This window comes from Sinomonas terricola (genome assembly GCF_034931225.1).
GTDB lineage: Bacteria > Actinomycetota > Actinomycetes > Actinomycetales > Micrococcaceae > Sinomonas > Sinomonas terricola.
Map to the genome: position 1 here is coordinate 172,885 of NZ_JAYGGQ010000007.1, position 25,079 is coordinate 197,963.

Annotated in this window: 22 protein-coding genes and 2 tRNA genes; 8 read left to right on the top strand and 16 right to left on the bottom strand. The window is 68.1% G+C overall.

The genetic code is table 11. From position 1 onward, the window contains the following. Positions 1 to 162: 162 nt before the first annotated feature. Positions 163 to 963, bottom strand: a complete 801-nt coding sequence (locus SPF06_RS11150) for an SDR family oxidoreductase (RefSeq protein ID WP_323279128.1) — start codon at positions 961 to 963, stop codon at positions 163 to 165. A gap of 9 nt (positions 964 to 972) precedes the next feature. After that, the gene (locus SPF06_RS11155) at positions 973 to 1,335 is read right to left on the bottom strand and encodes a DUF488 domain-containing protein (RefSeq protein ID WP_323279129.1); all 363 of its coding nucleotides are present in this window, start codon (positions 1,333 to 1,335) and stop codon (positions 973 to 975) included. Between the two features lie 37 nt (positions 1,336 to 1,372). Here SPF06_RS11155 and valS point away from each other — a divergent pair, with 37 nt between their 5' ends. Then, on the top strand, positions 1,373 to 4,000 hold the full coding sequence (gene valS, locus SPF06_RS11160) for a valine--tRNA ligase (protein ID WP_323279130.1): 2,628 nt from the start codon (positions 1,373 to 1,375) through the stop codon (positions 3,998 to 4,000). A gap of 340 nt (positions 4,001 to 4,340) precedes the next feature. On the opposite strand, the gene SPF06_RS11165 is transcribed toward valS, so the two are convergent. Beyond that, entirely contained in the window at positions 4,341 to 4,964 is a 624-nt protein-coding gene (locus SPF06_RS11165; protein ID WP_323279131.1) for a mycothiol-dependent nitroreductase Rv2466c family protein, read from the bottom strand. 590 nt (positions 4,965 to 5,554) lie between these two features. Between SPF06_RS11165 and SPF06_RS11170 the strand changes: the two genes are divergently transcribed. Next, entirely contained in the window at positions 5,555 to 6,910 is a 1,356-nt protein-coding gene (locus SPF06_RS11170) for an MFS transporter (RefSeq protein WP_323279132.1), read from the top strand. A gap of 83 nt (positions 6,911 to 6,993) precedes the next feature. Here the strand turns inward: SPF06_RS11170 and clpX are convergent, their stop codons facing one another. The 9 genes from clpX to SPF06_RS11215 form a co-directional block, all read right to left on the bottom strand. After that, complete coding sequence (gene clpX / locus SPF06_RS11175) at positions 6,994 to 8,283, bottom strand: ATP-dependent Clp protease ATP-binding subunit ClpX (protein WP_323279133.1); 1,290 nt, start codon at positions 8,281 to 8,283, stop codon at positions 6,994 to 6,996. 167 nt (positions 8,284 to 8,450) lie between these two features. Further along, positions 8,451 to 9,110 (bottom strand): ATP-dependent Clp protease proteolytic subunit, encoded by a 660-nt coding sequence (locus tag SPF06_RS11180; RefSeq protein WP_323279134.1) that lies wholly within the window; start codon positions 9,108 to 9,110, stop codon positions 8,451 to 8,453. 28 nt (positions 9,111 to 9,138) lie between these two features. Further along, complete coding sequence (locus SPF06_RS11185; protein ID WP_323279135.1) at positions 9,139 to 9,780, bottom strand: ClpP family protease; 642 nt, start codon at positions 9,778 to 9,780, stop codon at positions 9,139 to 9,141. 206 nt (positions 9,781 to 9,986) lie between these two features. Then, the gene (gene tig, locus SPF06_RS11190; protein ID WP_323279136.1) at positions 9,987 to 11,357 is read right to left on the bottom strand and encodes a trigger factor; all 1,371 of its coding nucleotides are present in this window, start codon (positions 11,355 to 11,357) and stop codon (positions 9,987 to 9,989) included. 66 nt (positions 11,358 to 11,423) lie between these two features. After that, positions 11,424 to 11,498: transfer RNA gene (locus tag SPF06_RS11195), tRNA-Pro, on the bottom strand. 109 nt (positions 11,499 to 11,607) lie between these two features. Continuing rightward, positions 11,608 to 11,681: transfer RNA gene (locus SPF06_RS11200), tRNA-Gly, on the bottom strand. Between the two features lie 43 nt (positions 11,682 to 11,724). Then, a complete protein-coding gene (locus SPF06_RS11205) occupies positions 11,725 to 12,678 on the bottom strand; it encodes an Fpg/Nei family DNA glycosylase (protein ID WP_323279137.1) in 954 nt (317 codons plus the stop codon). A gap of 21 nt (positions 12,679 to 12,699) precedes the next feature. Further along, positions 12,700 to 13,182, bottom strand: coding sequence for a ribose-5-phosphate isomerase (locus SPF06_RS11210; protein WP_323279138.1), 483 nt, complete (start codon positions 13,180 to 13,182; stop codon positions 12,700 to 12,702). Positions 13,183 to 13,220: 38 nt separating this feature from the next. Then, positions 13,221 to 14,180: a hypothetical protein gene (locus SPF06_RS11215; RefSeq protein ID WP_323279139.1), complete on the bottom strand. Its 960-nt coding sequence runs from the start codon at positions 14,178 to 14,180 to the stop codon at positions 13,221 to 13,223. A 136-nt stretch (positions 14,181 to 14,316) separates the two neighbouring features. On the opposite strand from SPF06_RS11215, the gene pepN reads away from it, so the two are divergent. The 4 genes from pepN (at position 14,317) to SPF06_RS11235 (ending at position 18,721) form a co-directional block, all read left to right on the top strand. Continuing rightward, positions 14,317 to 16,878 (top strand): aminopeptidase N, encoded by a 2,562-nt coding sequence (pepN, locus tag SPF06_RS11220; RefSeq protein WP_323279140.1) that lies wholly within the window; start codon positions 14,317 to 14,319, stop codon positions 16,876 to 16,878. A 4-nt stretch (positions 16,879 to 16,882) separates the two neighbouring features. Then, on the top strand, positions 16,883 to 17,350 hold the full coding sequence (locus SPF06_RS11225; protein WP_323279141.1) for an OsmC family protein: 468 nt from the start codon (positions 16,883 to 16,885) through the stop codon (positions 17,348 to 17,350). Positions 17,351 to 17,583: 233 nt separating this feature from the next. Next, positions 17,584 to 18,201, top strand: a complete 618-nt coding sequence (locus SPF06_RS11230; RefSeq protein WP_323279158.1) for a mechanosensitive ion channel family protein — start codon at positions 17,584 to 17,586, stop codon at positions 18,199 to 18,201. A gap of 43 nt (positions 18,202 to 18,244) precedes the next feature. Further along, a complete protein-coding gene (locus SPF06_RS11235; protein WP_323279142.1) occupies positions 18,245 to 18,721 on the top strand; it encodes a globin in 477 nt (158 codons plus the stop codon). A 13-nt stretch (positions 18,722 to 18,734) separates the two neighbouring features. On the opposite strand, the gene SPF06_RS11240 is transcribed toward SPF06_RS11235, so the two are convergent. Next, the gene (locus tag SPF06_RS11240) at positions 18,735 to 19,421 is read right to left on the bottom strand and encodes a DUF8185 domain-containing protein (RefSeq protein WP_323279143.1); all 687 of its coding nucleotides are present in this window, start codon (positions 19,419 to 19,421) and stop codon (positions 18,735 to 18,737) included. After that, positions 19,418 to 19,945, bottom strand: a complete 528-nt coding sequence (locus tag SPF06_RS11245) for an acyl-CoA thioesterase (protein ID WP_323279144.1) — start codon at positions 19,943 to 19,945, stop codon at positions 19,418 to 19,420. Before SPF06_RS11245 ends, SPF06_RS11240 begins: the two co-directional genes overlap by 4 nt. Positions 19,946 to 20,025: 80 nt before the next feature. On the opposite strand from SPF06_RS11245, the gene SPF06_RS11250 reads away from it, so the two are divergent. Beyond that, positions 20,026 to 20,916 carry an acyl-CoA thioesterase gene (locus SPF06_RS11250; protein WP_323279145.1) on the top strand — a complete coding sequence of 297 codons (891 nt, stop codon included), beginning with the start codon at positions 20,026 to 20,028 and terminating at the stop codon, positions 20,914 to 20,916. 139 nt (positions 20,917 to 21,055) lie between these two features. Here SPF06_RS11250 and ettA read toward each other — a convergent pair whose 3' ends face one another. Continuing rightward, positions 21,056 to 22,738 (bottom strand): energy-dependent translational throttle protein EttA, encoded by a 1,683-nt coding sequence (gene ettA / locus SPF06_RS11255; protein WP_323279146.1) that lies wholly within the window; start codon positions 22,736 to 22,738, stop codon positions 21,056 to 21,058. A gap of 269 nt (positions 22,739 to 23,007) precedes the next feature. Here ettA and SPF06_RS11260 point away from each other — a divergent pair, with 269 nt between their 5' ends. Beyond that, a complete protein-coding gene (locus SPF06_RS11260; protein ID WP_323279147.1) occupies positions 23,008 to 24,114 on the top strand; it encodes a LacI family DNA-binding transcriptional regulator in 1,107 nt (368 codons plus the stop codon). A 15-nt stretch (positions 24,115 to 24,129) separates the two neighbouring features. Here SPF06_RS11260 and SPF06_RS11265 read toward each other — a convergent pair whose 3' ends face one another. Then, entirely contained in the window at positions 24,130 to 24,729 is a 600-nt protein-coding gene (locus tag SPF06_RS11265) for a single-stranded DNA-binding protein (protein WP_323279148.1), read from the bottom strand. Positions 24,730 to 25,079: the final 350 nt, after the last annotated feature.

The window sequence follows — 25,079 nt, forward strand, 5'->3', positions numbered from 1 at the left end:
ACGGTGGCCGAGCCTCTCGTGAGGGCTATGACGGGCCTGCCCGTCCGGTTCTACTGGGCCGCTCCCCCGCTCGGGAGGCGCGCGCTGTTCTTCCGGAAGCTCGCCGGTGATGGCCGGGTCGACGCTTTGCGAACAGTTTACCCTCCCGCGGGCCGCGACCGGTCAGCCCCGGCGGATGAGCTTGTGCGTGGCCGCCTGGGCGACCGGACGGATCACGATCTCGTCGAGGTTCACGTGGTGCGGAACGCTCACCGCGTAGCGGACCACATCGGCCACGTCTTCGGCCGTGAGGGGCTTCTCGACCCCCGCGTAGACCTTCTCGGCCGCCTCCGCATCTCCGCCGAGCCGCCTGAGCGCGAACTCCTCCGTCTTGACGAGCCCGGGCAGCACCTCGACGACGCGCACGTTGTGCTCGGCCTCCTCGAGCCGCAGCGCCTGCGTCATGCCGTGCTCGGCGTACTTGGCGGCGTTGTATCCCCCGCCGCCCTCGTAGGCGCTGATCCCCGCCGTGGACGTGAGGTTGAGCACGGTCCCCTCGCCGTGTGCGCGGAGCATCGGCAGGAACGCGCGCGTGATCTTCATCGTGCCGAGCACGTTGACGCGGAGCATCCATTCCCAGTCGTCGGTCTGGGCGTCGGCGACCCAGTCCCGGCCGCGGGCCCCGCCGGCGATGTTGACAAGCGTGTCGATCCCGCCGCCGTCCTCGACGACCGCGAGAAGGCGGGCGACGTCGTCGTCCTCCGCGATGTCCGCAGCAACGGGCACGCCTCCGGTCTCCGCGGCGAGCCGCTCGAGGCGCTCGGCGCGCCGCGCGACGGCATAGACGCGCCAGCCCTCGGCGGCGAGGGCGCGCACGGTCGCCTCGCCGATGCCCGTGCTTGCGCCCGTGACGACGGCGGCGCGCGCGGCCGGGCCGCCGGGCTGGGTGGAAGCAGGATTGAGCTGAGTCGCGTCCGAGGTCATGACCCCAAACTACCGCGCCCGTCCCCCTCGGCCTGTGAGCACGTCACGCAAGACGACGGCCTGATTGTGCTCCTCGTCGCGCGCGGAGTACACAAGGTCCACCTTCTCGTGCTCAGAGACAGCCGCCTTGAGCTCGGCCAGGGCGCCAGAGCCGTCGAGCTCCGCGCGGTATCGGCTCGCGAATTCGTCGAAACGCTCGGGGTCGTGGCCGAACCACTTCCGCAGCTCCGCGCTCGGGCCGACCTCTTTGAGCCACAGGTCCGCGCCCGCCTTCTCCTTGCTCACGCCCCTCGGCCACACCCGATCGACGAGAATCCGATAGGTCCCGGCGGGAGAGGGCTCGTAGACGCGGCGCACGCTGACTGTGCCCATGGGCCCATGGTTGGCATTCGTACGTAGAATTGCAACCATGCCTGAAGCGAACCCCACGGGTACAGACACGCCCGATTCGTCCCGCACCGCCGCGCCGTCCGCGAATGTCCCGGAAAAGCCAGCCCTCGAGGGCCTCGAGGCCAAGCTCACCGAGCGGTGGCTGGCCGAGGGCACGTACCGGTTCGATCCCGAGACGAGCCGCGAGCAGGTCTACTCGATCGACACTCCTCCGCCGACGGCGTCGGGCTCGCTTCACGTGGGCCACATGTTCTCCTTCACGCAGACGGACCTCCTGGCCCGCTACCAGCGCATGACGGGCAAGAACGTCTTCTACCCCATGGGCTGGGACGACAACGGCCTCCCGACCGAGCGCCGCGTCCAGAACTACTTCGGCGTGCGCTGCGACCCGAGCATCCCGTATAGCGCCGACTACCGCCCGCCCGCGCAGCCTGCCAAGAACCAGCGCGACTTCGACGTCGTCTCGCGCCGCAACTTCATCGAGCTCTGCGAGGAGCTCGCGGTCGAGGACGAGAAGGTCTTCGAACACCTCTTCAAGACGCTGGGCCTCTCCGTCGACTGGGACATGACGTACCGCACGATCGACGACGTCTCCCGCGCGGTGTCCCAGCGCGCCTTCCTGCGCAACCTCGCCGAAGGCGACGCGTACCTCGCCGAGGCGCCCACCCTCTGGGACGTCACGTTCCGCACCGCGGTCGCCCAGGCCGAGCTCGAGGACCGCGAGGTGCCCGGCGCCTATTACCGCTACGCCTTCACGGCCGACGACGGCGCACAGGTCCACATCGAGACGACCCGTCCCGAGCTGCTCGCCGCGTGCGCGGCGCTCGTGGCCCACCCGGACGACGAGCGCTATCAGCCGCTCTTCGGCACGACCGTGCGGTCGCCCCTCTTCGACGTCGAGGTCGAGATCAAGGCGCACCCGCTCGCGAAGCCGGACAAGGGCTCCGGCATCGCGATGGTCTGTACGTTCGGCGACCTCACCGACGTCACGTGGTGGCGCGAACTCCAGCTCCCGACGCGCTCGATCATCGGCCGCGACGGCCGCATCCAATCCGAGACGCCCGAGTGGATCACGTCCGAGGAGGGCCGCGAGGCGTATGCGGAGATCGCGGGCAAGACGGCGTTCTCGGCGAAGGAGGCGGTCGTCAAGCTGCTTTCCGAGCGCGGCCTCCTCGACGGGGAGCCGAAGAAGATCATGCATCCCGTGAACTTCTACGAGAAGGGGGACAAGCCCCTCGAGGTCGTCACGAGCCGCCAGTGGTACGTGCGCAACGGCGGCCGCGACGCAGACCGGCGCACGCGCCTCCTTGAGCGCGGCCGCGAGTTCGCGTGGCACCCCGGATTCATGCGCTCGCGCTACGAGAACTGGGTCGAAGGGCTCAACGGCGACTGGCTCGTCTCTCGCCAGCGCTTCTTCGGCGTGCCGATCCCGGTGTGGTACCGCCTCGACGAGGGCGGGAACCCCGACTACGAGAACCCGATCGTCCCGGACGACGCCTCGCTGCCGGTGGACCCTGTCGCCGAGCCGGCGCCTGGCTTCGACGAGTCGCAGCGCGATCAGCCGGGGGGCTTCACAGGCGACCCCGACGTGCTGGACACGTGGGCCACCTCTTCGCTCACGCCGCAGATCGTGGGCCGCTGGAGCCGCGACGACGACTTCTTCGGCAATGTCTTCCCGTTCGATCTCCGCCCGCAGGCGCACGAGATCATCCGCACGTGGCTGTTCTCGACGGCGGTCCGCTCGGACGCGCTGCACGGCTGCGCGCCGTGGCGGAACGCGGCGATCTCGGGATGGGTCCTTGACCCAGATCGGAAGAAGATGTCGAAGTCGAAGGGCAACGTCGTCGTCCCGACGGACATCCTCGACGAGTTCGGTGCCGACGCGGTGCGGTATTGGGCGGCCTCGGCCAAACTCGGAGCCGATACGGCGTTCGAGGTCGCGCAGATGAAGATCGGGCGCCGCCTCGCCATCAAGATCCTCAACGCGTCGAAGTTCGTGCTCGGCCTCGGGGCGACGGAAGCCAACGTGCTGCGCGATCCGGCCGACCCGGTCCTCGTGAACCCGCTAGACCGTGCGCTCCTCGCCCAGCTTGCCGACGTCGTCGCCCAGGCAGGCGGCGCGTTTGCCGCCTACGACCCGGCAAAGGCGCTCCAGCTCTCCGAGTCGTTCTTCTGGCAGTTCACGGACGATTACGTCGAACTCGTGAAGGACCGCGCGTATGGCGCTCAGGGCGAGGCCCAGCAGGCGTCGGTCCTCGCGGCCCTCGCGACGACGCTCGACGCGCTCCTGCGCCTGTTCGCCCCAATCCTCCCGTTTGCGACGGAAGAGGTGTGGAGCTGGTGGCGCGCTGGCTCGGTCCACCGCGCGGCCTGGCCGCAGCCCCTCCCGGTCGAGGGCGATCTCGGCATGCTCGCAACCGTCGGCCAGGCCCTCTCGGGCATCCGCAAGGCCAAGTCGGAGGCCAAGGTCAAGCAGCGCACCGAGGTGCTCTCCGCGACCGTCTCGGCCCCGTCGGCCCAGATCGCTCAGCTCGAGGGCGGGCTCGGGGATCTCCGGGCGGCGGCCAATGCGCGCGAGATCATCCTCGATGATTCAGCCGGGGAGCTGAATGTCTCGGGCGTCGAGCTCGCGGCGGTCGACGCCTAGTCTGACGGCCTGCGGGCAAAGGGGAAGCCCCATCAGCGTTCTCGCGTTGGTGGGGCTTCGACTTTTCGGCTGCTCGGTGACGGCTTGCAGTCTGGTGGAATCCTCTGAATCCAGGTCTTGCCGCCCCGTCACGTGCGGTCAGCTGTTGGCTTTGCCTGAGGCTGCGTCAGCAACTGTCACTGGATCTTCGGTTTCCACGTCCTCTTCCTTCGGAGGAGGTAACTATCATTGTGGTCCGCCTCACAGAGCACCGCAAGGCCTTCCGCCGAAGAACACGGAGGTAATTCGGGGCCCCGCCGCAGCGGCGGTCGCAGCCGCCGCGGCCGGGGCCGAACCCTCCCTACACGGCCTTCGGCCGCTCCGTCCGCGTGCGCTTGATCTCGAAGAAGTGGGGATAGCCGGCCAACGTGACCGAGGCATCCCAGATCGCGCCCGCCTCGCTGCCGCTCGGGACGCGCGTCATGACAGGCCCGAAGAACGCCGTACCGTTGAAGGCGACGACCGGAGTCCCCACGTCCTGGCCCACGAGTCCGATGCCTGCCTTATGGCTCTCCCGCAACTGCGGATCGAACTCGTCCGAATCCGCGTACTGCGCGAGATCCCCCGGCAGGCCGACTGCGGCGAGGGCCCGCCGGATCACTTCGGGCCGATCCTTGACGCCCTCATTGTGGATGAGCCCGCCCATTGCGTCGTACAGGGGCTTGATCCATTCACTCCCGTGAAGCTCGGACGCGGCGATGATCACGCGCACTGGGCCCCAGTTCTCATCCATGGCCCGCTGGTAGTCGTGATCGAGCTCGCGGCCCTCGTTGAGCACCGAGAGGCTCATGACGTGCCATTCAGTCTCGATGTCCCGGACCTTCTCAACCTCGCCGATCCACCGCGAGGTCACCCACGCGAACGGACACGCGGGGTCGAACCAGAAGTCCGCCTTGCTCGTGGTGCTCTGAGCGATCTCGCTCATGTTCCTCCCTCTGTCGGGCCAATGCCGCCACACGCCATCGTATCGATGCCTGAGAGGATTCCGTTGAGGTCCCATCAGATTGGGATCCCAAATTCGACCGACGCGCAACGCGCCGAACCCTTCAATTTGGTATGCCAATTCCCTTCTGGAATACCAGAAATATCGACAGGTGGAATTTAGATTTCTTGTTGTGGAATTTTCGAAGTTGCTCTACCGTGGAACTACCGATACAACGTGAGACAGCTCACGAGAGCTACTCGCACCCATGAGATTGGCATTTCATGTCCCCCTCACACCTCTGCGCACCGAAGGCGAGTTCGGTGCGCGCCGGGAAGCAGCGGCAGCGTCGCCGCATTCCCGGAGTCCGGATCGCCCGCAGGGCCCTGACTCGACGGACCGCCCGCGGCCGCCGATCCGGGTTCTCGCCACAAGCCGTGGGCACCGGACGCTCTCTCGCAGTACTCCGAGCAACTTCCGCCGCAGGGCTCCACGATAGTGGCCCGCGCGACGCGGCGAACGCCGCCATCGGCTGAATCCAGCCCACGTCAATAACCTTCGCGGACCCCCTCCGCCACCGATCTAGGAGCATCGTGTTGTCCCAAGTTTCCAGGAAAGCGACTGAAGGGCACAGCGCCCCCGCCGCCCGCCCGCGCGGAAAGGCGCGCTGGAGCATTGCCCTCCTCATGGGCTTTGGAATTCTCATCAACTACGTCGACCGCCTGTCCATCTCCGTGACGCAGAAGCCACTGACGCAGGACTTCCACCTCACCGCGACCGAATTCGGGATTCTCTCGTCCGCGTTCCTGTGGTCCTACGCGATCATGCAGATCCCTTCGGGCATGCTGCTCGACCGCTTCGGCGTGAAGAAGATCTGGGGCGCGAGCGCCGTCCTGTGGACCATCGCCTCCGTCCTCACGGCGATCGCCTCCGGAGCCTGGGTCATCGTCGTCGCCCGCGTGCTCCTCGGCGTCGCCGAAGCCCCCGCGTTCCCGGGCGCCATGAAGGCGACTGGTCTGTGGTTCCCGCGGCACGAGCGCGGACTGTGCACCGCGATCTTCGACAGCGGCACCCGGCTCGCGAACGTCCTCGGCCTTCCGCTCATCGCCTTCACGGTCGCAACGTGGGGCTGGCGCGAGGCCTTCTGGCTCCAGGCCGCCCTGTCGGTTGTCTTCCTCCTGGCCTTCCTGTGGCGGTACACGGGGCCGAAGGCGCGGCTCGCGAAGGGCCGGATGACGGCCGAGGAGTACAGCTACATCGTGGACGGCGGGGCGTCGAGCGAGGACCTTCGCCCGTCGAGCGAATGGGCCACGGTCGCCTACCTCCTTCGCCAGCGCAAGGTCTGGGGCCTCTCCCTCGGTCTCGCCGGCGCGGGCTACGTCCTCTGGATGCTCCTCACGTGGCTTCCCGGCTATATGCAGACGAGCATGAACCAGAGCATCCTCCAGAGCGGCATCTACGCCGCGGTGCCGGCCTTCGCGATGTTCGTGTCAGAGCTCACGATCGGCGGCTGGTGGGTCGACCGGGTCATCGGCCGCGGGGCCAACCCCGACAAGATCCGCAAGGGAATCCTCGTGGCCGGGATGATCGTGGCCCTGTTCACCGTGGGAGCGGCGTTCAGCAACAACGCCGTCGTCGCCATTATCTGGATCGCGATCGGCAGCGCGGGCATCGCCCTCGTCTATGTCACGAGCAACTCGCTCCCGGCGCTCATCGCCCCCGAGGGCAGTGCGGGCTCGCTCGCCGCGATCGTCAACTGCGTCAACCTGCTCGCGGGCGTCGTGGCCCCGATCGTCACGGGCTTCATCGTCGATGTCACGGGCCACTTCTTCTATGCCTTCATCATCGGCGGTGTCGCGCTCATCGGAGGCCTCGCCTCCTACCTCCTGCTCATGGGCAGGATCGAGCCGATCCCGGCTCGCGAACTCGTGAAGGCCGACGCCGACTGATCTCGGCGGCACGCACGCGGCAGCACGCCGCAGCGCGAAGGGCCCGGCAGCTGCCGGGCCCTTCGCGCTGTCGTTGCCCGCGGCTACGCGGACTTCGTGCGCCGCTTCGCAACGACGCTGTGCGGGATGAGCGTGGGCTGCTCGTGGCGGACGACGACGTCGCGCGTCACCACAACGCCGGCGACGTCGTCGCGGCTCGGCAAGTCGAACATGACGGGTAGGAGGACCTCCTCCATGATGGCCCGCAGGCCTCGGGCCCCCGTCCCGCGCTCGAGCGCGAGGTCCGCGATCGCCTCGAGTGCCTCGTCCTCGAAATGCAGCTCCACACCGTCGAGCTGGAACATCTTCTGGTACTGCTTGACCAGGGCGTTCTTCGGCTCGGTGAGGATCTGCATGAGGGCCGGCCGATCCAGGTTCTCGACGGTCGTGATGACGGGAAGACGCCCGATGAACTCGGGGATGAGGCCGAACTTGAGCAGGTCTTCGGGCATGACGTCCGCGTAGGTGCTCTCGTGCTTCGTGATCGAGCTCAGGGGAACGCCGAAGCCGATGCCCTTCTTGCCCGCACGCTGCCCAATGATCTCCTCGAGGCCCGCGAACGCGCCCGCGACGATGAAGAGCACGTTCGTCGTGTCGATCTGGATGAACTCCTGATGCGGGTGCTTGCGCCCGCCCTGCGGCGGCACCGACGCCACGGTTCCCTCGAGGATCTTCAGGAGAGCCTGCTGGACGCCCTCGCCGGAGACGTCGCGCGTGATCGAGGGGTTCTCGCTCTTGCGCGAGATCTTGTCGATCTCGTCGATGTAGATGATGCCCTGCTCGGCCTTCTTGACGTCGTAGTCCGCGGCCTGGATGAGCTTGAGCAGGATGTTCTCGACGTCCTCGCCGACGTAGCCCGCTTCCGTGAGGGCCGTCGCGTCGGCGACCGCGAACGGGACGTTGAGCCGCCGCGCGAGGGTCTGGGCGAGATAGGTCTTTCCACAGCCGGTGGGGCCGATTAGCAGGATGTTCGATTTGGCGATCTCGACATCGTCGTGCCCGTGGCCCTCCGCAAGCGAGCCGGACTTGGAGCCGTGCCCCGCCTGGATCCGCTTGTAGTGGTTGTAGACCGCGACGGCGAGGGCCCGCTTCGCGGGCTCCTGCCCGACGACGTATTCCTGGAGGAAGTCGAAGATCTCGCGGGGCTTCGGAAGCTCGAAGCTGCCCAGGTCAGAGACCTCCGCGAGCTCCTCCTCGATGATCTCGTTGCAGAGCTCGATGCACTCGTCGCAGATGTAGACCCCGGGGCCCGCGATGAGCTTCCGAACCTGCTTCTGGCTCTTCCCGCAGAACGAGCACTTCAGCAGATCCGCGCTCTCACCAATCCGAGCCATTCGTCGAATCCCTTCGTGTAGGGGCAGAAGCCGTGACCACTCCACTGTAGGCCACCTCACCGACAGCGCACCGATGCCAAACGCCGGTGCCGCCGAACATTTCTCGGCGGCACCGGCTGTCCGGCGACAGTCGCGAGGGCGGGCTAGGGAGGGATGGGGCTAATCCGTCAGCGGGCGATGGCGCTCTGCCGGATCTTGCGCGACTCGAGAACCTCGTCCACGAGCCCATACGCCTGTGCCTCGGGAGCCGTCAGGAAGAGATCGCGCTCGATGTCGCGGCTGATCTCCTCCGGGGTCTTGTTCGTGTGCTTGGCCCAGGTGTGCTCGAGCCACTCGCGCATGCGCAGGACCTCGCGGGCCTGGATCTCGAGATCGGTCGCCTGTCCGCCCTGGCCACCGGAGAGCGACGGCTGGTGGATCATGACGGTCGAGTTCGGCAGGGCAAGCCGCTTCCCGGGCGTCCCGGCCGCGAGGATGACGGCCGCGGCCGACGCCGCCATGCCGAGGCATACGGTCTGGATCTCAGGACGGATGAACTGCATCGTGTCGTAGATCGCCGTCATCGCCGTGAACGAACCGCCAGGCGAGTTGATGTACATCGTGATGTCGCGGTCCGGGTCGTTCGCTTCGAGGACGAGCAGCTGGGCCATGATGTCGTCAGCCGATGCGTCGTCCACCTGGACGCCCATGAAGATGATGCGGTCCTCGAAGAGCTTCGTGTACGGATCCTGGCGCTTGAAGCCGTACGGGGTCCGCTCCTCGAACTGGGGCAGGATGTAGCGGCTCGTGGGCAGGCTGCCCGGGTTGACGCCCATGTTGTAGTTCATGTGTGCTCCTTTAGTCGCCGTGGGCGCCTTACTTGTTGTTGTCCGACCCGCTCTTGTTGTCGGTCCCGCCGCCGCCGGACACGTGGCCCGCACGCTCGGCGATCCTGTCGAAGAACCCGTACTCGAGTGCCTCCTCGGCCGTGAACCACTTGTCGCGGTCGTTGTCCTTGAGGATCGTCTCGATCGTCTGGCCGGTCTGCTCGGCCGTGAGTTCGGCCATGACCTGCTTCATGTGCAGGATGAGCTCGGCCTGGATCTTGATGTCCGACGCCGTCCCGCCGATTCCGCCGGACGGCTGGTGCATGAGGATGCGTGCGTGCGGGGTCGCGTAGCGCTTGCCCTTAGTGCCCGAGGAGAGGAGGAACTGGCCCATCGAGGCAGCGAGGCCGGTCGCGACCGTCACGACGTCGTTCGGGATGTACTGCATGGTGTCGTAGATCGCCATGCCCGCCGTGACGGAACCGCCGGGCGAGTTGATGTACAGATAGATGTCCTTCTCGGGGTCCTCGGCCGAGAGGAGGAGGAGCTGCGAGCAGATCGTGTTCGCATTGTCGTCCCGCACCTCGGAGCCGAGCCAGATGATGCGCTCCTTGAGGAGCCGCTGATAGATGAAGTCCTGGCCATTGCCTTGGGGCTGGTCGGCCATTCGCGGCGTGCTCTCCTGCTGCATGGTGCGATACCTCTCGATCTGCTGCAAAGACTGGTTGCTGCTACAGGGACACTAGCCCGTTTCGGCGCGTCTTTGTTCCGCGCGCCGCCGCTGTTCGCTTTAGGCGCATGCCTGCCGGGGACGGCCATGGGAGGACGCAAAAGGAGGCCGCCAGTCGCGCCGTCGGGCGCGGTTGGCGGCCTCCTCTCGAAGCCGATTCGAAGGGCTCAGAACTTGGCGGCAGCCGGGTCGTCGCTCGGGATGACCTCAGCAGCAACCTCCTCGGCCGGCTCCTCCTCGGCGGCGGGGCGCACGAACTCGCTGAGGTCGATGGCCTTGCCGTCGGAGTCGGTGACCTCGGCCTTGCCGAGGACGACGGCGAGCGCCTTGCGACGGCGCACTTCGCCGACCATCATCGGGACCTGGCCCGACTGGTCCATGATCTGCGCGAACTGGTTCGGGTCCATGCCGTACTGCGACGCGGTCGCGATGAGGTACTCGATGAGCTCGCTCTGCGAGACGCCGATCTCCTCCTTGTCGGCGATCGCGTCGAGGATGACCTCGTTCTTGAAGGCACGCTCAGTGTTGGCCTTGACCTCGGCACGGTGCTCTTCCGTGTCGTGGTCCTCCGCCGCCGAGTGGCCGCCCGCCTCGGGGTTGAAGTGGGCCTCGACCTGCTCCGTGATGACCGAGTCCGGAACGGGCACCTCGATGAGCTCGACAAGCTGGTCGAGCACCTTGTCGCGGGCCTCGATGCCCTGCTGAGCCGTCTTGGCGTCGGCGGCCTGCTTCGCGAGGTCCTCGCGGAGCTCGGCAATCGTGTCGAACTCCGACGCGAGCTGAGCGAAGTCGTCGTCAGCCTCAGGAAGCTCGCGCTCCTTGACCGCCGTGACCTTGACCGTCACCTGGGCGTCCTGGCCCGCGTGCTCTCCACCGGCGAGCTTCGTCTCGAAGATCGCCTCCTCGTCGGCGCTGAGGCCGGTCACGGCCTCGTCGAGGCCCTCCAGCATCGTGCCCGAGCCCACCTGGTAGGAGAGGCCGGACGCGGAGTCGACCTCCTCGCCGTCGACCTTCGCCGTGAGATCGATCGTGAGGAAGTCGTCGCCCTTCGCGGGGCGCTCAACCGACTTGAGCGTGCCGAAGCGGGAACGGAGGTCGTCGAGCGCCTTCTCGATGTCCTCGTCGGAGGCCTCGGCGGCCTCGACGCCGACCTTGAGGCCCTCGTACGCCGGGAGCTCGATCTCGGGGCGGATGTCGACCTCGACGCTGAAGGTCAGCTGGCCCTCGGTCGCGGACGGGTCGGGAACTTCGGTGATCTCGACCTCGGGCCGCGAGAGCGGACGGATGCCCGTCTCGGAGACGGCTTCCTGGTACCAACCGTTGAGGCCGTCGTTGATGGCGGTCTCGAGCACGTAGCCGCGACCGACGCGCTGGTCGATGACGCGCGAGGGAACCTTGCCCTTGCGGAAGCCGGGAACCTGGATCTGCTCGGCAACCTGCTTGTACGCCGCGTCGATGGCGGGCTTGAGCTCGTCGAAGGAAACCTCGACATTGAGCTTGACGCGGGTGGGGGTGAGATTCTCGGCGGCGCTCTTCACAGCGTGGCACTCCTGGATGGTCTGGTTGAGGGTTACCGCGTGGCTGGCTTGCCGACCGCGGAACTGTCGGGATGACAGGATTTGAACCTGCGACTTCCTGCTCCCAAAGCAGGCGCTCTAGCCAAGCTGAGCTACACCCCGTCTCTGGTGCACAGACCACAATACAGGGCAGCACTGAGGCGATGCACATCGCGCAGACAGCAGTGGGCCCCACCCGTGAGGGAGGGGCCCACTGTGCGCCACGAGGCGATGGAGCGGCCGACGGGAATCGAACCCGCGTATCGAGTTTGGAAGACTAGCGCTCTACCATTGAGCTACGGCCGCGCGGCTATCCCACTAAATCGAATAGCCGGATCGTGTGTCAAATTTACGCTTGGCACGTGGGGCACCAATACAGCTTGCGGCCGGCTTCATGGGCGAGCCGGACGTCGTTCCCGCACTCCCGGCAGTCACGGCCGTGGCGCTTGTAGACGTAGTGGGCGTGCTCCGCATCGGGGAGGGCCGTAGGCCCGCCGGGCCAGAGCCCCGGATCGGTCGTGACGATCCGCCCGTCGCGGACCCCTTGGCGCATCGCGACGACGGCGTCCTCCCACAGCGCGAGTGCGCGCTTGGCCCCCACGTCGCTCCCGGGAAGCGCGGGATCGAGGCGCGAGCGGAAGAGCAGCTCGGCACGGTAGACATTGCCGATGCCCGCGACGACGGCCTGGTCCATGAGCAGCCGCGCGACGGGCGTACGACGGCGGAGGATGCGCCGCGCGAATTCCTCGCCCTCCGCACGGGCATCCCCATGCGCGTCGAGCGGGTCAGGCCCGAGGCGGGCGAGCACAGCTTCGACCTCGGGCTCGGTCGCGACGGCGCACACGCTCGCGCCGCGCAGATCCGCCCAGCCGTGCTCGGATGCGAGGCGCACTCGGACGGCCCCGACGGGAGCCGGGGGCCCCGCATAGGCCGGGGCGCCGTCGTCGTCCGGGCCGCCGTCGCGTTCGGCGCCCGCAGCGGCACCGTTTGCGGGGACACCGCGCGGCTCCTCCCGCTCCCCCACACGCCTCGGCGCGCCGATGCTCGAAGCGCCCGCGAAGGTCTCGTCGCCGCCGAAGTCCCACGCCCCATACAGCCCGAGATGGACGTGAAGGGAGAGGCCGCCCTCGAAGCGCAGGAAGAGCTGCTTCCCGTGGGCCCGCGCCGAGTCGAGGGCGCGCCCGTCGAGCAGCGCTGCCCCCTCCGCGAAGCGGCCCTGCGGGCTGCTCACGGCGAGCCGCTCCCCCGCGAAGACGTCCGAGAACTGCCGCGCGAGGCGGTGGATGGAGTGACCCTCTGGCACGGGCGCGGCCTCAGTCAGGAGCTAGTCGACGATTTCGCCGGTCGCCTCATACGTCGCGATCTTGCCGATGCGGCGGACGTGGCGCTCGTCGTGGCTGAAGGGCTCCTCGAGGAACACCTCGATGAGCTTCGTGGCCTCGTCGACGCTGTGCTGGCGGCCGCCCACGGCAATGACATTCGCGTCGTTGTGCTCGCGCGCGAGCCGGGCCGTGTCGAAATTCCAGGCCAGCGCCGCGCGGACTCCCTTGACCTTGTTGGCCGCGATCTGCTCGCCGTTGCCGGAGCCGCCGAGGACGATGCCAAGGGCATGCACCCCCGCTTCCTGGTCTGCGACGACCGCGAGGGCGGCCCGGATGCAGAACGAGGGGTAGTCGTCGAGGGGATCGTATGCGGTGGGACCGTGGTCGACCACGTCGTAGCCCTGCGCCCCGAGATGGCTCACCAGATGGGCGCTCAGCTCCATTCCGGCATGATCGGTGGCAATGTGGACGCGGGGCTTGGTCACGGGATTCCTCTCGATGGGCGGGACGGGCCTCATCAAGCCTACTTTGCGGGGGCGCCGCCGAGCACGTCCGCGACGTGCTCGGCGATCGCCGGATCCTTCGCCGAGAAGACGAACCGGCTGCCGTCACGGCATAGGACGTCCACGGCTTCGCCGCTCGACACGAGCGCCGAGACGACCTTGCCGCGGTGCCGATAGCCCCAGCCGCCGTAGGCGCGGGCGACGACGGCGCCGTAGCCCGCCCGCAGGACGTCCGCCGTCCTGATCCGGCCGACGCGCACGAGGCCCATGAAGGCCAGCGTGACCTTGTCCGGCGAGACGCTCACCCTGAGGATGAGCATGGACGCCGCGACGAGGCTCACGAGGAAGATCGCGAGCGAGAGCCATGCCGAGAGCAGGAGCGCGAGGAGCGAAAGCTGGGAGCCGACGACGGCAAGCATGACGAAGACCGACGACCGCGCGTGCGCCCAGAAGACGAACGTGTCGCGGACCCGCTCGGGCTCGAGCACCTCGAGGAGAGCCTGCTCGTCCCTCGGGCTCCACCGCTCCTCGGGCTTGAACGACATGAACATGACGATGGAGAACGCGACTGTCGCGCCGCTTCCGGACGCGAGGACGATCGGATCCGGGTGCGTCAGGCGCGCGTCCTTCGCCCCGACCTGGCCCATGAGCCCGGCCGCGAGCACGGTCACGAGGAACATCGACATCCCGACGCCGCCAGCCATGAAGATCTTGCGCGAGACGACGGGGCGAGCCTGGATCCCTGCCTGGAGACACAGGGCGATGCCCACCAGGGCGACGACGAGGGCCCCGCCCGTGAGGTAGCCGGCGAAGGGCACGAAGGCCCGGCCGCCGTCGGCGTCCCAGAACCAGGCCACCGGCTCGGGGACCTGGCCCCGAAAGGTGATCGCGGCGATCACGAAGCCAGCCGCGAGGAGGATGGGGAAGCCGACGGCAAAGCGGACGGCCTTCCTGTCCCACCGTCCCTCCCGCTCGCCCATGCATCAAAGTTAACGCAGCGGGCGCGGACCACGCGTCACACGGCGGAGCCCACTTGCACGCCTTCCGAACTGAAAGAATAATTTCAAACTGCGTGCGGCGTGCCCAGCGCCGGCGAGCAAGTGCAGGGAGGCGCACATGCCAGGGACGAACCTGACCCGGTCGGAAGCAGTCGAGCGGGCGAAGGCCGTGCTCCGGGTCGAGAGCTACCACGTGGAACTCGACCTCACGAGGGGCGAGCGCGTCTTCGGCTCGCGCACCACCGTCGTCTTCGACGCGGTTCCGGGCTCGCATACCTTCATCGACGCCATCACCGACGCGGTCCGGTCCGTGACGCTCAACGGGACGGCGCTCGAGCCGTCCGAGGTCTCCGACGGCGTCCGGATCCAGCTCCCCGGGCTCGCCGCGCATAACGAGCTCGTGATCGACGCCGACGCCCGCTACATGAACACGGGCGAGGGCCTGCACCGCTTCATCGACCCCGCTGACGGCGAGGTGTACCTCTACACGCAGTTCGAGGTGCCCGACTCGCGCCGCATGTTCGCGGTGTTCGAGCAGCCGGACCTCAAGGCCGCGTTCCGCTTCACCGTCACTGCCCCCTCGCACTGGGCGGTCATCTCGAACTCCCCCACGCCCGAAGCCCGGCCCGCGGAGGCGGGCGACGGCGTCGCCCGCTCGACATGGGACTTCGAGCCGACGCCGCGCATCCCGAGCTACATCACGGCCCTCATCGCCGGACCGTACGAATCCGTCCGCGACGAGATCGTCAACACCGCGGGCCGAACCATCCCGCTCGGGATCTTCGCGCGCAAGTCCCTCATGCAGTACCTCGACGCGGACAACATCTTCGACACGACGAAGCGCGGCTTTGCGTTCTTCGAGGAGCAGTTCGGCTGCGAATACCCGTTCGCGAAATACGACCAGCTCTTTGTCCCCGAATTCAACGCGGGCGCCATGGAGAACGCGGGCGCGGTCACGATCCTCGAAGGCTACGTCTTCCGGTCCAAGCCGACGCAGGCCACCGTGGAGCGTCGCGCGATCACGGTGCTGCATGAACTGGCCCACATGTGGTTCGGCGACTACGTGACGATGCGCTGGTGGGACGACCTGTGGCTCAACGAGTCGTTCGCGGAGTACATGTCCCACCTCGCGGCCGCGCAGACGCCCGATTTCGGGCACGCGTGGACGACCTTCGCGTCCGTCGAGAAGTCGTGGGCCTACCGTCAGGACCAGCTCCCGACGACGCACCCGATCTTCGCCGACATCAACGACCTCGCAGATGTCGAAGTGAACTTCGACGGCATCACCTATGCGAAGGGCGCGTCAGTGCTCAAGCAGCTCGTGGCCTGGGTCGGCCAGGAGCAGTTCATGGCCGGTGTGCGCGCCTACTTCGGCAAGCACGCGTGGAGCAACACGGTCCTCGCCGACCTGCTCGCCGAGCTCGAGGCCGCGAGCGGGCGCGACCTCTCCTCGTGGGGCAGGCAGTGGCTCGAGACCGCGGGCGTCAACACGTTTGCCCCCGAGATCGAGGCGGATCCCGACGGGACCGTCACTGCATTCGGAATCCGGCAGAGCGCGTCGCCGTCACAGCCGACACTGCGGTCGCACCGCCTCGCCGTCGGCTTCTACAACCGCGGCGCGGACGGGCGGCTCGTCCGCACCCATCGCGAGGAACTCGACGTCGAAGGCGAGCTCACGGACGTGCCGGCCCTCGTCGGCCTCGCCCGCCCCGCGCTGGTCCTCCTCAACGACGACGACCTCGCCTACGCCAAAGTCCGCCTCGACCCCGTCTCCCTCGTGACGGCGACCGCGGGCCTCCACGACATCGCCGAGAGCCTTCCGCGGGCGCTCGTGTGGGCCTCCGCGTGGGACGGCGCGCGCGACGGCGAGACTGCGGCCCGTTCCTACGTTGAGCTCGTCCTCGCGAACATCGGCGCCGAATCCGACTCCTCGGTCGTCCAGACGCTCCTGCGGCAGCTCGCGACAACCCTCGACTTCTACGTCGCTGCCGATGCCCAGGCGGCCGTCAAGGCCTCGACCGCCGACCGTCTATGGGCCCTTGCCCTCGGCGCGGAACCCGGTTCGGACTCCCAGCTCCAGTTCGTGCGCGCGTTCTCATCGATTGCGGCGTCCGCGGGCCACCTCGACATCGTCGAGGGACTCCTCGACGGATCTTCGGCTGCACCCGGGCTCGAGATCGACCAAGACCTCCGCTGGGAGCTCATCGCCTCCCTCGCCGCCGGCGGCCGGATCGGGCAGGAGCGCATCGACGACGAGCTCGCGCGCGACAATACGTCGACCGGGCAGTGTGCCGCCGCGCTCGCGTCCGCGGCACTGCCCACGGCGGAGGCCAAAGCCGAAGCATGGCGGAAGATCGTGGAAGCCGGGGAGCTCTCCAACGCGGTCCAGGCCGCCGCCATCAGTGGATTCGCGCGCGTGCACGACGCAAGCCTCGTGGCACCCTACGCCGAGCGGTACTTCGAGGCCGTGCCGGGCATCGTCGCGGACCGGACGCACGCACTCGCCCAGCAGATCGTCGTCGGCCTCTACCCCGCGCGGCAGACGGCCCAGGCGACGCTCGACCGCACCGACGAGTTCATCGCCTCGCTCTCCGAGAATCAGGCGGCACTGCGCCGCATGATGCTCGAGAACCGCGACGGCGTCGCCCGGGCCCTCCGCGCGCAGGCCGCGGACCGGTAATCCCGTGGCTCTGGGCGAACATCACTACAGCGTCACGGTCGCCTGGACGGGGAACCGGGGCACGGGGACGTCGGGGTATCGCGCCTACAGCCGAGACCACGACATCGCCCTGCCCGGCCTCCCCGTCCTGCCCGGATCCTCGGACCCGGCGTTCCGCGGCGACAAGGGGCGCTACAACCCCGAGCAGCTGCTCCTCGCGGCGCTCTCGCAATGCCACATGCTTTCGTACCTGCACGTGGCGGTGAACCACGGCGTCGTCGTCACGGCCTACACCGACGAAGCCGAGGGGACCATGCGGCTCAACCGAGACGGGAGCGGAGAATTCACCGAGGTCGTGCTGCGGCCGCGGGTCGAGCTCGCCGACGAATCGCAGCGCGAGCTCGCCGACAGCCTGCACGACGAGGCGCATCACCTATGCTTCATTGCGCGCTCCGTGAACTTCCCCGTCCGGAACGTTCCCGTGGCGCAGTGAGCGCCAAATCCTCGCTACTGTAGAAGGGCGCCCTGACCCCTTCCTGTCCTACCCTCCCGCCCTTTAGGAGGCTTCCGATAGTGCTGTCTGCCCTCCAGCCGATCCTCTCCGCCGGCCTCACTGCGTCGTCGTCCAGCCCGACGCCCTCGCCGTCCCAGTCCCCCCTCGCGACGCCCCTCACGCCCGCCGAGCTCAATTCGGCCGTCACGACGTTCAACTCGACGCTCCTCCAGATCGCCATCGCGGTCGGCATCGGCCTCGTCATCTGGATCCTGGCCTCGTTCCTCATCCGCCAGATCGTCAAGCGTGTCCTTGCGGGAACCCAGCTCTCCCAGCGCCGCCTGTTCCGCTGGGCGGCGCCCGCCCTGCGGGCCATCGACACGGAGCGCCGCGCCCAGCGGGCCAAGACGATCGGTTCCCTGCTCAATTCGATCGTGATCGTCGTCATCACGACCATCGTCATCATCTACGTGCTCAAGGCCCTCGGAGTGGACATCGCACCGCTCCTCACGAGTGTCGGCATCCTCGGCGTCGCGATCGGCTTCGGCGCCCAGCAGCTCATCCGCGATTTCCTCGCGGGCATCTTCATCACGCTCGAAGACCAATACGGCATTGGGGACGTCATCGTGACCGGCGCGGGCGAGGTCGTCGGCACGGTCGAGAGCGTCGGGCTGCGCATCACGCGGGTCCGCGGCGAGGATGGCGCCATCTGGTACCTGCGCAACGGCGAGATCTTGCGGGTCGGCAACCGCTCGCAGGGAACCTACGTTCCGGTCGGCACCGAGCCGACGGCCGACCCCGAGCCTCGCATGCCCAGCCCGGACGAGCAGAGCCAGCACGCAGCCGAGTGACCACCGGCCCGAGAGCCGCGAACCCCATGGAAGGCGGAAAGCCATGACCGAGAACGCGCAGGAGCCCGAGGCGCCCCAAGAACCCGGGCTGGCCCGCAGGAACCTGCTCAGGGTCAACGATCCGTTCGCCCGCGAGGACTACGCGAACACGTTCTACGCCGAGATCGGCGGGCACGAGGCCTTCGTCAAGCTCGTCGACGTGTTCTACGAGGGCGTCGCCCAGGATCCGGTGCTCCGTCCGATGTACCCCGAACAGGATCTCGAACCGGCGCGGCGGCGCCTTACGATGTTCCTCGAGCAGTACTGGGGCGGACCCAACACCTACAGCGAAGAGCGCGGGCACCCGCGGCTGCGCATGCGGCACGTGCCCTTCAAGGTCAATCCCGAGGCCCGAGACCGCTGGCTCCACCACATGCGCGCCGGCGTCGAGGCACTGCACCTCTCCCCCTTGCACGAGGCGACCCTGTGGGACTACCTCGAGCGCGCCGCGCATTCACTCGTCAATACCTTCGAGGACTGACACGGCAGAGTCGCTAGGAGCCGAACTTGGCGGCGCGTGCCCGCGGCACGCGGCAGAGCACGTGCCCGCGCGGCGAGCTGAGCCGAACCCACGGGCCGGCCGCGAAGCGGCGCATCGTCCCGCCCGGCACGAGGAAGCCGAGCGCCTCGGCCGCAAAGGCCGCCCCTGCGGGGACGCCCTCCACCCCGTCAACCTCGTTCCCCCAGACTGACGCCCGCGCGCCGTCGACCATCGCCTGCCCAGGCTGCTCCGGGACGAGCGAGGCCACTTTCGCCATGCCGTCCGCGGCGGCTGCCGCGAGGACGTCGCCCGGGACATCGCCTGCGGGCGCCCAGGGACCGCGCGGCGGGCTCACCGCCGCCCACGCGACGTGGACGGACGACGGCGGGACGTCGAGGATCGCGTCGTCGTCGCCCATGCGGGCCAAGCGGTCGAAGACGGAGGACAAGGACACTGTCACGTCGACGTCGGACGGCTCCGCGAGGGGGATCGCACGCATTCCAAGGACGGTCGGGGTAGCCTCCCCGAGCACGCGAGGGGCGAGCACGCACACATAGGCGGCGAGCACCCTCCCGACGGCCTGAAGCCGTACCGCTCCCGCGGGATCGACGGCGCGAGCGCGCGCGAGGAATGTCCTGAGGTCCGCGACCGCTTCGCGGTCGCCGAGGTCGAGGGTCGTCTGGAATTCTGCCGCGCTCACGCTGCGCCTCCCGAAGCGGCCGCCTGGACTGGAGCGTCGGCCGGAAGCGGCGGGCGGCGCCTGAACGGCACCGCGGGCCCGCTGTAGTCGGCGAAGGCCTCGCGCAGCTCGGCGGGAAGGCGGACGGGCCGCCCGGTCGAGCGGCTCACGAGCACCATCGAGGTTGCGGCATAGGCGTAGACGGCGCTTCCGTCGCGCTCCGCGACGGAATAGCCCAGATCGAAGCTCGAGCCCCCGATCCTCGTGACCCACAGGTTCACGCCGATCGGTGTGGGCCGATACATGAGCGGGGCGAGGTACTCGATCTCGTGGCGTCCGACGAGGGTGAAATGGTCGTCGGCCACGAAGTCGATCATGTTTGCGGCTGGGTCCGCCCCAGATATGGCGCCGGCCGGCAGCGGCTCCCTCAGCCAGTGCACGCGGGCATCCTCGAGGAACTGGAGGAACCGCACATTGTTGACGTGGCCGTACGAGTCCACGTCGCCGAAGCGCATCTGGAGAGGGAGTTGGAAGGTGGACCGCATGCTTCCATCTTCGCGCACGGCCGCCCGCGCTCGCGAACCGCGGCTTGTTGACGGGCTACCGGCGAGTTTAGTGTCGTGGCATGACGTCCCCCGCGCGCCAGACCGGCCCCACCGACACCCTGCTGACGCTGCTCGATCTGGATGATCTCGGCGGTGCCCGTACCGACAAGGACGTGTTCGTAGGGCCGAGCGAGCGGCAGCCGAGACACCGCGTCTTCGGCGGCCAGGTCCTCGCCCAGACCCTCATGGCCGCCTCCCGGACTGTCCCCGCGGACAGGCTCGTGCACTCGATGCACGGCTATTTCCTGCGCGCAGGGGACGCCGACCAGTCGATCACGTTCGGCGTCGAGCGCCTGCGCGACGGGCGCTCGTTCTCGGCCCGCCAGGTTCACGCGTATCAGGACGGGAAGCCAATCCTCTCGATGATCGCGTCGTTCCAGACCGAATCGGACGGGGTCGACCACCAGACGCAGATGCCCGCCGATGTCCCGGACCCCGAGTCCCTCCCGAGCACCGCGGACCTGCTCGGCAGCATCGACCATCCCGTGGCCCAGTACTGGGCCTTCGACCGCCCCTTCGACGTTCGCCACGTGAACCCCGCCGTGTACGTCTCCGCGGCCGGAGAGCGCGTTGCGCGGAACGCGGTCTGGATGAAGACCTTCGGGCCCATGCCCGACGACCAGCGGGTGCACCGTGCCGCCCTCGCCTACGCGAGCGACTACACGCTCCTCGAGCCGATCCTGCGGCGGCACGGTCTGAGCTGGGTCACACCGGACATGAACGTCGCGAGCCTCGACCACGCGATGTGGTGGCACCGCCCGGTCCGCGTCGACGAGTGGCTCCTCTACGTCCAGGAGTCGCCGAGCGCGCACGGAGCCCGCGGGCTCGGCGTGGGCCGGATCTTCACGCGCGACGGCGTGCATGTCGCGACCGTCGGCCAAGAAGGAATGGTCAGGGTTCCGCGGCCCTGACCCGCCGTCCCGACCGTCCAAGGGTCACACCCGCATCAGGTAACCAACGGACGACGGCGGAGGCCCGCCCCCGCACTGGGAGCTTGGCCTCCGCCGTCGTTCACTGTTCCCCCGCCGCGCACCGGCGACGGGGTCCGCATCAGTCGCGTGTGAGCTTGCGGTGCGTCACCCGGTGCGGCGCCGCGGCCTCGGGGCCGAGCCGCTCGACCTTGTTCTGCTCGTAGGCCTCGAAGTTGCCCTCGAACCAGTACCACTTCGACTCGTCCTCGTCCGTGCCCTCGTAGGCCAGGATGTGGGTCGCGACTCGGTCCAGGAACCAGCGGTCGTGGGAGACGACAACCGCGCAGCCCGGGAACTCGAGCAGCGCGTTCTCGAGGCTCGCGAGCGTCTCGACATCGAGGTCGTTGGTCGGCTCGTCGAGGAGCAGGAGGTTGCCGCCCTGCTTGAGAGTGAGCGCGAGGTTGAGACGATTGCGCTCCCCGCCCGAGAGGACTCCAGCCTTCTTCTGCTGGTCCGGGCCCTTGAAACCGAACGCCGAGACGTAGGCGCGCGACGGCATTTCCACGTGGCCGACCTGGATGTGATCGAGCCCATCGGAGACGACCTCCCAGAGGGTCTTGTTCGGGTCGATGCCGCCGCGGCTCTGGTCGACGTAGGAGATCTTGACAGAATCGCCGACCTTGAGGTCGCCGCCGTCGAGCGCCTCCATCCCGACGATCGTCTTGAACAGCGTAGTCTTGCCCACGCCGTTCGGGCCGATCACACCGACGATGCCGTTGCGGGGCAGCGAGAACGAGAGCCCATCAATGAGCACGCGGTCGCCGAAGCCCTTGCGGAGGTTCGAGGCCTCGATCACGAGCTGGCCGAGCCGTGGGCCCGGCGGGATCTGGATCTCCTCGAAGTCGAGCTTGCGTGTGCGCTCGGCCTCCGCCGCCATCTCCTCGTACTTGGCAAGGCGGGCCTTCGACTTGGTCTGGCGGCCCTTCGCGTTCGAGCGGACCCACTCGAGCTCCTCGGCGAGGCGCTTGGCGAGCTTCGCATCCTTCTTGCCCTGGACCTCGAGACGGGCGCGCTTCTTCTCGAGATACGTCGAGTAGTTGCCCTCATACGGGTAGAGGCGACCGCGGTCGACTTCACAGATCCATTCCGCGACGTGGTCGAGGAAATAGCGGTCGTGGGTCACGGCGAGGACGGCGCCGTGGTACTTCGCGAGGTGCTGCTCGAGCCACTGGACGCTCTCGGCATCCAGGTGGTTGGTCGGCTCGTCGAGGAGGAGGAGGTCCGGCTTCTGCAGGAGGAGCTTGCAGAGCGCGACGCGGCGGCGCTCGCCTCCCGAGAGAACGCGGACATCGGCATCCGGCGGCGGGCACCGGAGGGCGTCCATGGCTTGCTCGAGCTGCGAGTCGAGGTCCCAGGCGTCGGCAGAGTCGATGGCTTCCTGGAGCTTGCCCATCTCTTCGAGGAGGGAGTCGTAGTCCGCGTCGGGGCTCGCCATCTCCTCCGAGATCGCGTTGAAGCGCTCAAGCTTGGCGTGGATCTCGGCCACGCCCTCCTGGACGTTGCCCAAGACGGTCTTCTCCTCGTTGAGCGGCGGCTCCTGGAGGAGGATGCCCACGCTGTAGCCCGGGGAGAGCCGGGCCTCGCCGTTCGACGGGGTGTCGAGTCCCGCCATGATCTTGAGAATCGTCGACTTTCCCGCACCGTTCGGGCCCACGACGCCGATCTTGGCACCGGGGAAGAACGACATGCTCACGTCGTCGAGGATCACCTTGTCGCCCACGGCCTTGCGGGCCTTGGTCATGGTGTAGATGAATTCCGCCATGATGTTTAATCTATCGGCTCGGCGCGGGGAACTCACATCGCTACGGCCTGCCCCATGGCCCTGAGAGGAGTCGGATCACGCGTGCGGAAGCACGAGTTCGGCGTACCGCTCCCCCGTCATCGCCAGGGCTTGTCCGCGTTCGGCACCTTGAAGTTGCACACCTGATACAACTCGAGGCACCCCTCGCGGCCGTCGGGATGGGGCGGCAAGCGCATTCCATCCAGCGAGATCCTGGTGCCATAATCTGGCGAGGAAGGAAGGAGGGGCCCATGGCAGCGGTGACACTGAGCGAGGTCGCACGGGAGGCAGGCGTCTCCCCGGCAACGGCATCCCGCGTCCTCAATGGGTCCACGCGGGTTCCCGGGGCGGAGATCGCCGAGAAGGTCAAAGCAGCGGCGGTGTCACTGGGCTACATTCCGAACGCGCAGGCCCAGGCACTCGCGCGGTCGAGCACCGGCCTCCTCGGCCTCATCGTGCACGACATCGCCGATCCCTACTTCTCCTCGATCGCCCGCGGGGTGCAATCGGCAGCCCGTGAACTCGGCAAGACCCTGCTCCTCAGCTGCACGGAGGGGACGCCAGACGAGGAGCGCCTCGCGGTCGAGGCCTTCACATCACGGCGAGCCGACGCGATTGTCCTCGCAGGAAGTCGTTCGACGAACGATAGCGACATCCCCGGCAACGCCTCGCTCCTCCGGGAGGCCGACCGTTACCTTGCCAATGGCGGCCACCTGCTCCTCGTCGGTCACCCCCTGATCTCGGCCCGCCGCGCCGAGGCCGGCCGGCCGAACGCCGCCCCAGACTCGGCGCGGGCTGCAAGGCCAGACCCTGCGAACGCGCTCGTGCTGGCCATCCCGAACGAGTCCCTTTCCCGCGATCTCGCCCTCGCCCTCGCCGACCGCGGCTTCTCGCGATTCGCGATCGTCGCGGGCCCCGAAGGCCTGCTCACATCCGATATACGGGTGAAGGGCTTCCAGCATGGACTTGAGGACCGCGGCCTCCCGGCGGCCGAAGTCCGTCGTTCGGCTTTCAACCGCGACGGCGGCTTCGAAGCCGGGCACGCCCTCGAGGAGGCCGTGAGGTCGGCTGCCGCGGAAGGCAGTCGCCTGTGCCTCTTCGCCGTGAACGATCGAATGGCCATGGGCGTCGTCGCCGCCATGAGGCGGAGGGGCCTCGAAGCCCCCGCCGACTACGCCATAGCCGGCTTCGACGACATCAACACGCTCGAAGACTTCGTGCCAGGACTCACGACCGTGCGCCTGCCCCTCGAAGAGATCGGACGCTCGGCAGCCGTCGCCGCGCTCACAGGGGAGGATCCGCCTCCCGCGCAAGGGGAGGTAGTCCTCCGCGAGAGCACGGCCAAGGCCAAGCACTGACCGCTGGAGACGCTCTCAGACGGCAAGAAGGCCGTCTCGCGCGCCCGCCATCGGATCGGTTCCGGCGTCCTCGGAGGCCAGCCTTACGACGTCGTCCGGATCGGCGCGCGGATCCGTACCATCGTCGGCCAGCCCAGCGACGTCGTGCTCGTTCTCGCCGGACGCCTCGTCGTCGGGCACCTCCCCGGTGCGAAGGTCGACCACACCCACGCCGTCGACCACGACCCGCTGGATGGGAGCCTCGCTCCTCTGCGCATCCTGCTGATTGCGGGAGAACTTTGCGGAGCCCCAAAAGAGATCGTGCCCGACGGATTCGGCCTCCACCTCAGCGGAATGGAAGATCCGGCCGTCCTTCTCCCATTGCTTGAGCCGAAGCCGACCGACCACGATGACGCGCTGGCCCTTCTTGAGGCTTCCGCTCATGTTGCCCGCGAGCTGCCGAAAGCCGACCACGGTGTACCAGTTCGTGTGCCCATCGACCCAGGCTCCCGCCTCCCGGTCGAACCGCCGTTCCGTCGCCGCCAGCCTGAAGCTCGACACGACGTCTCCGCCGTGGGTCGTATTCGTCCGCGGGTCCGTCGCGACAAAACCCCGAACCGTCATGATGTCGCCCATGCTCGTGCCCTCTCTCTCGAAGTCGTTCCTTCGCCCCCAACTGGGCACTTCCAGCCTCAGGCCGTGAGCGGGAGCGCACCACCCCGTCTCCGCCGGATGTTGAAGACGCGCCGGAAGCACCTGTGTGGAGGGGAAGACCCAGAGCGAGCCCAGCGAAGCCCGCAGGCCGCGATGCCAGAAATGCACTGCACCCCCGGTCCGAAGACCGGGGGTGCAGTCAAGGGCCCGTCTCATCCGCGAAGGATGTCGCGAGTCGTCGCACAGAGCGCCCCAGGAGGTGTGTGATCTCAGGACATAGGCGACACGTGTCTCGCGACATCGGCGACAGCTGATACGCGACACATGTCTCG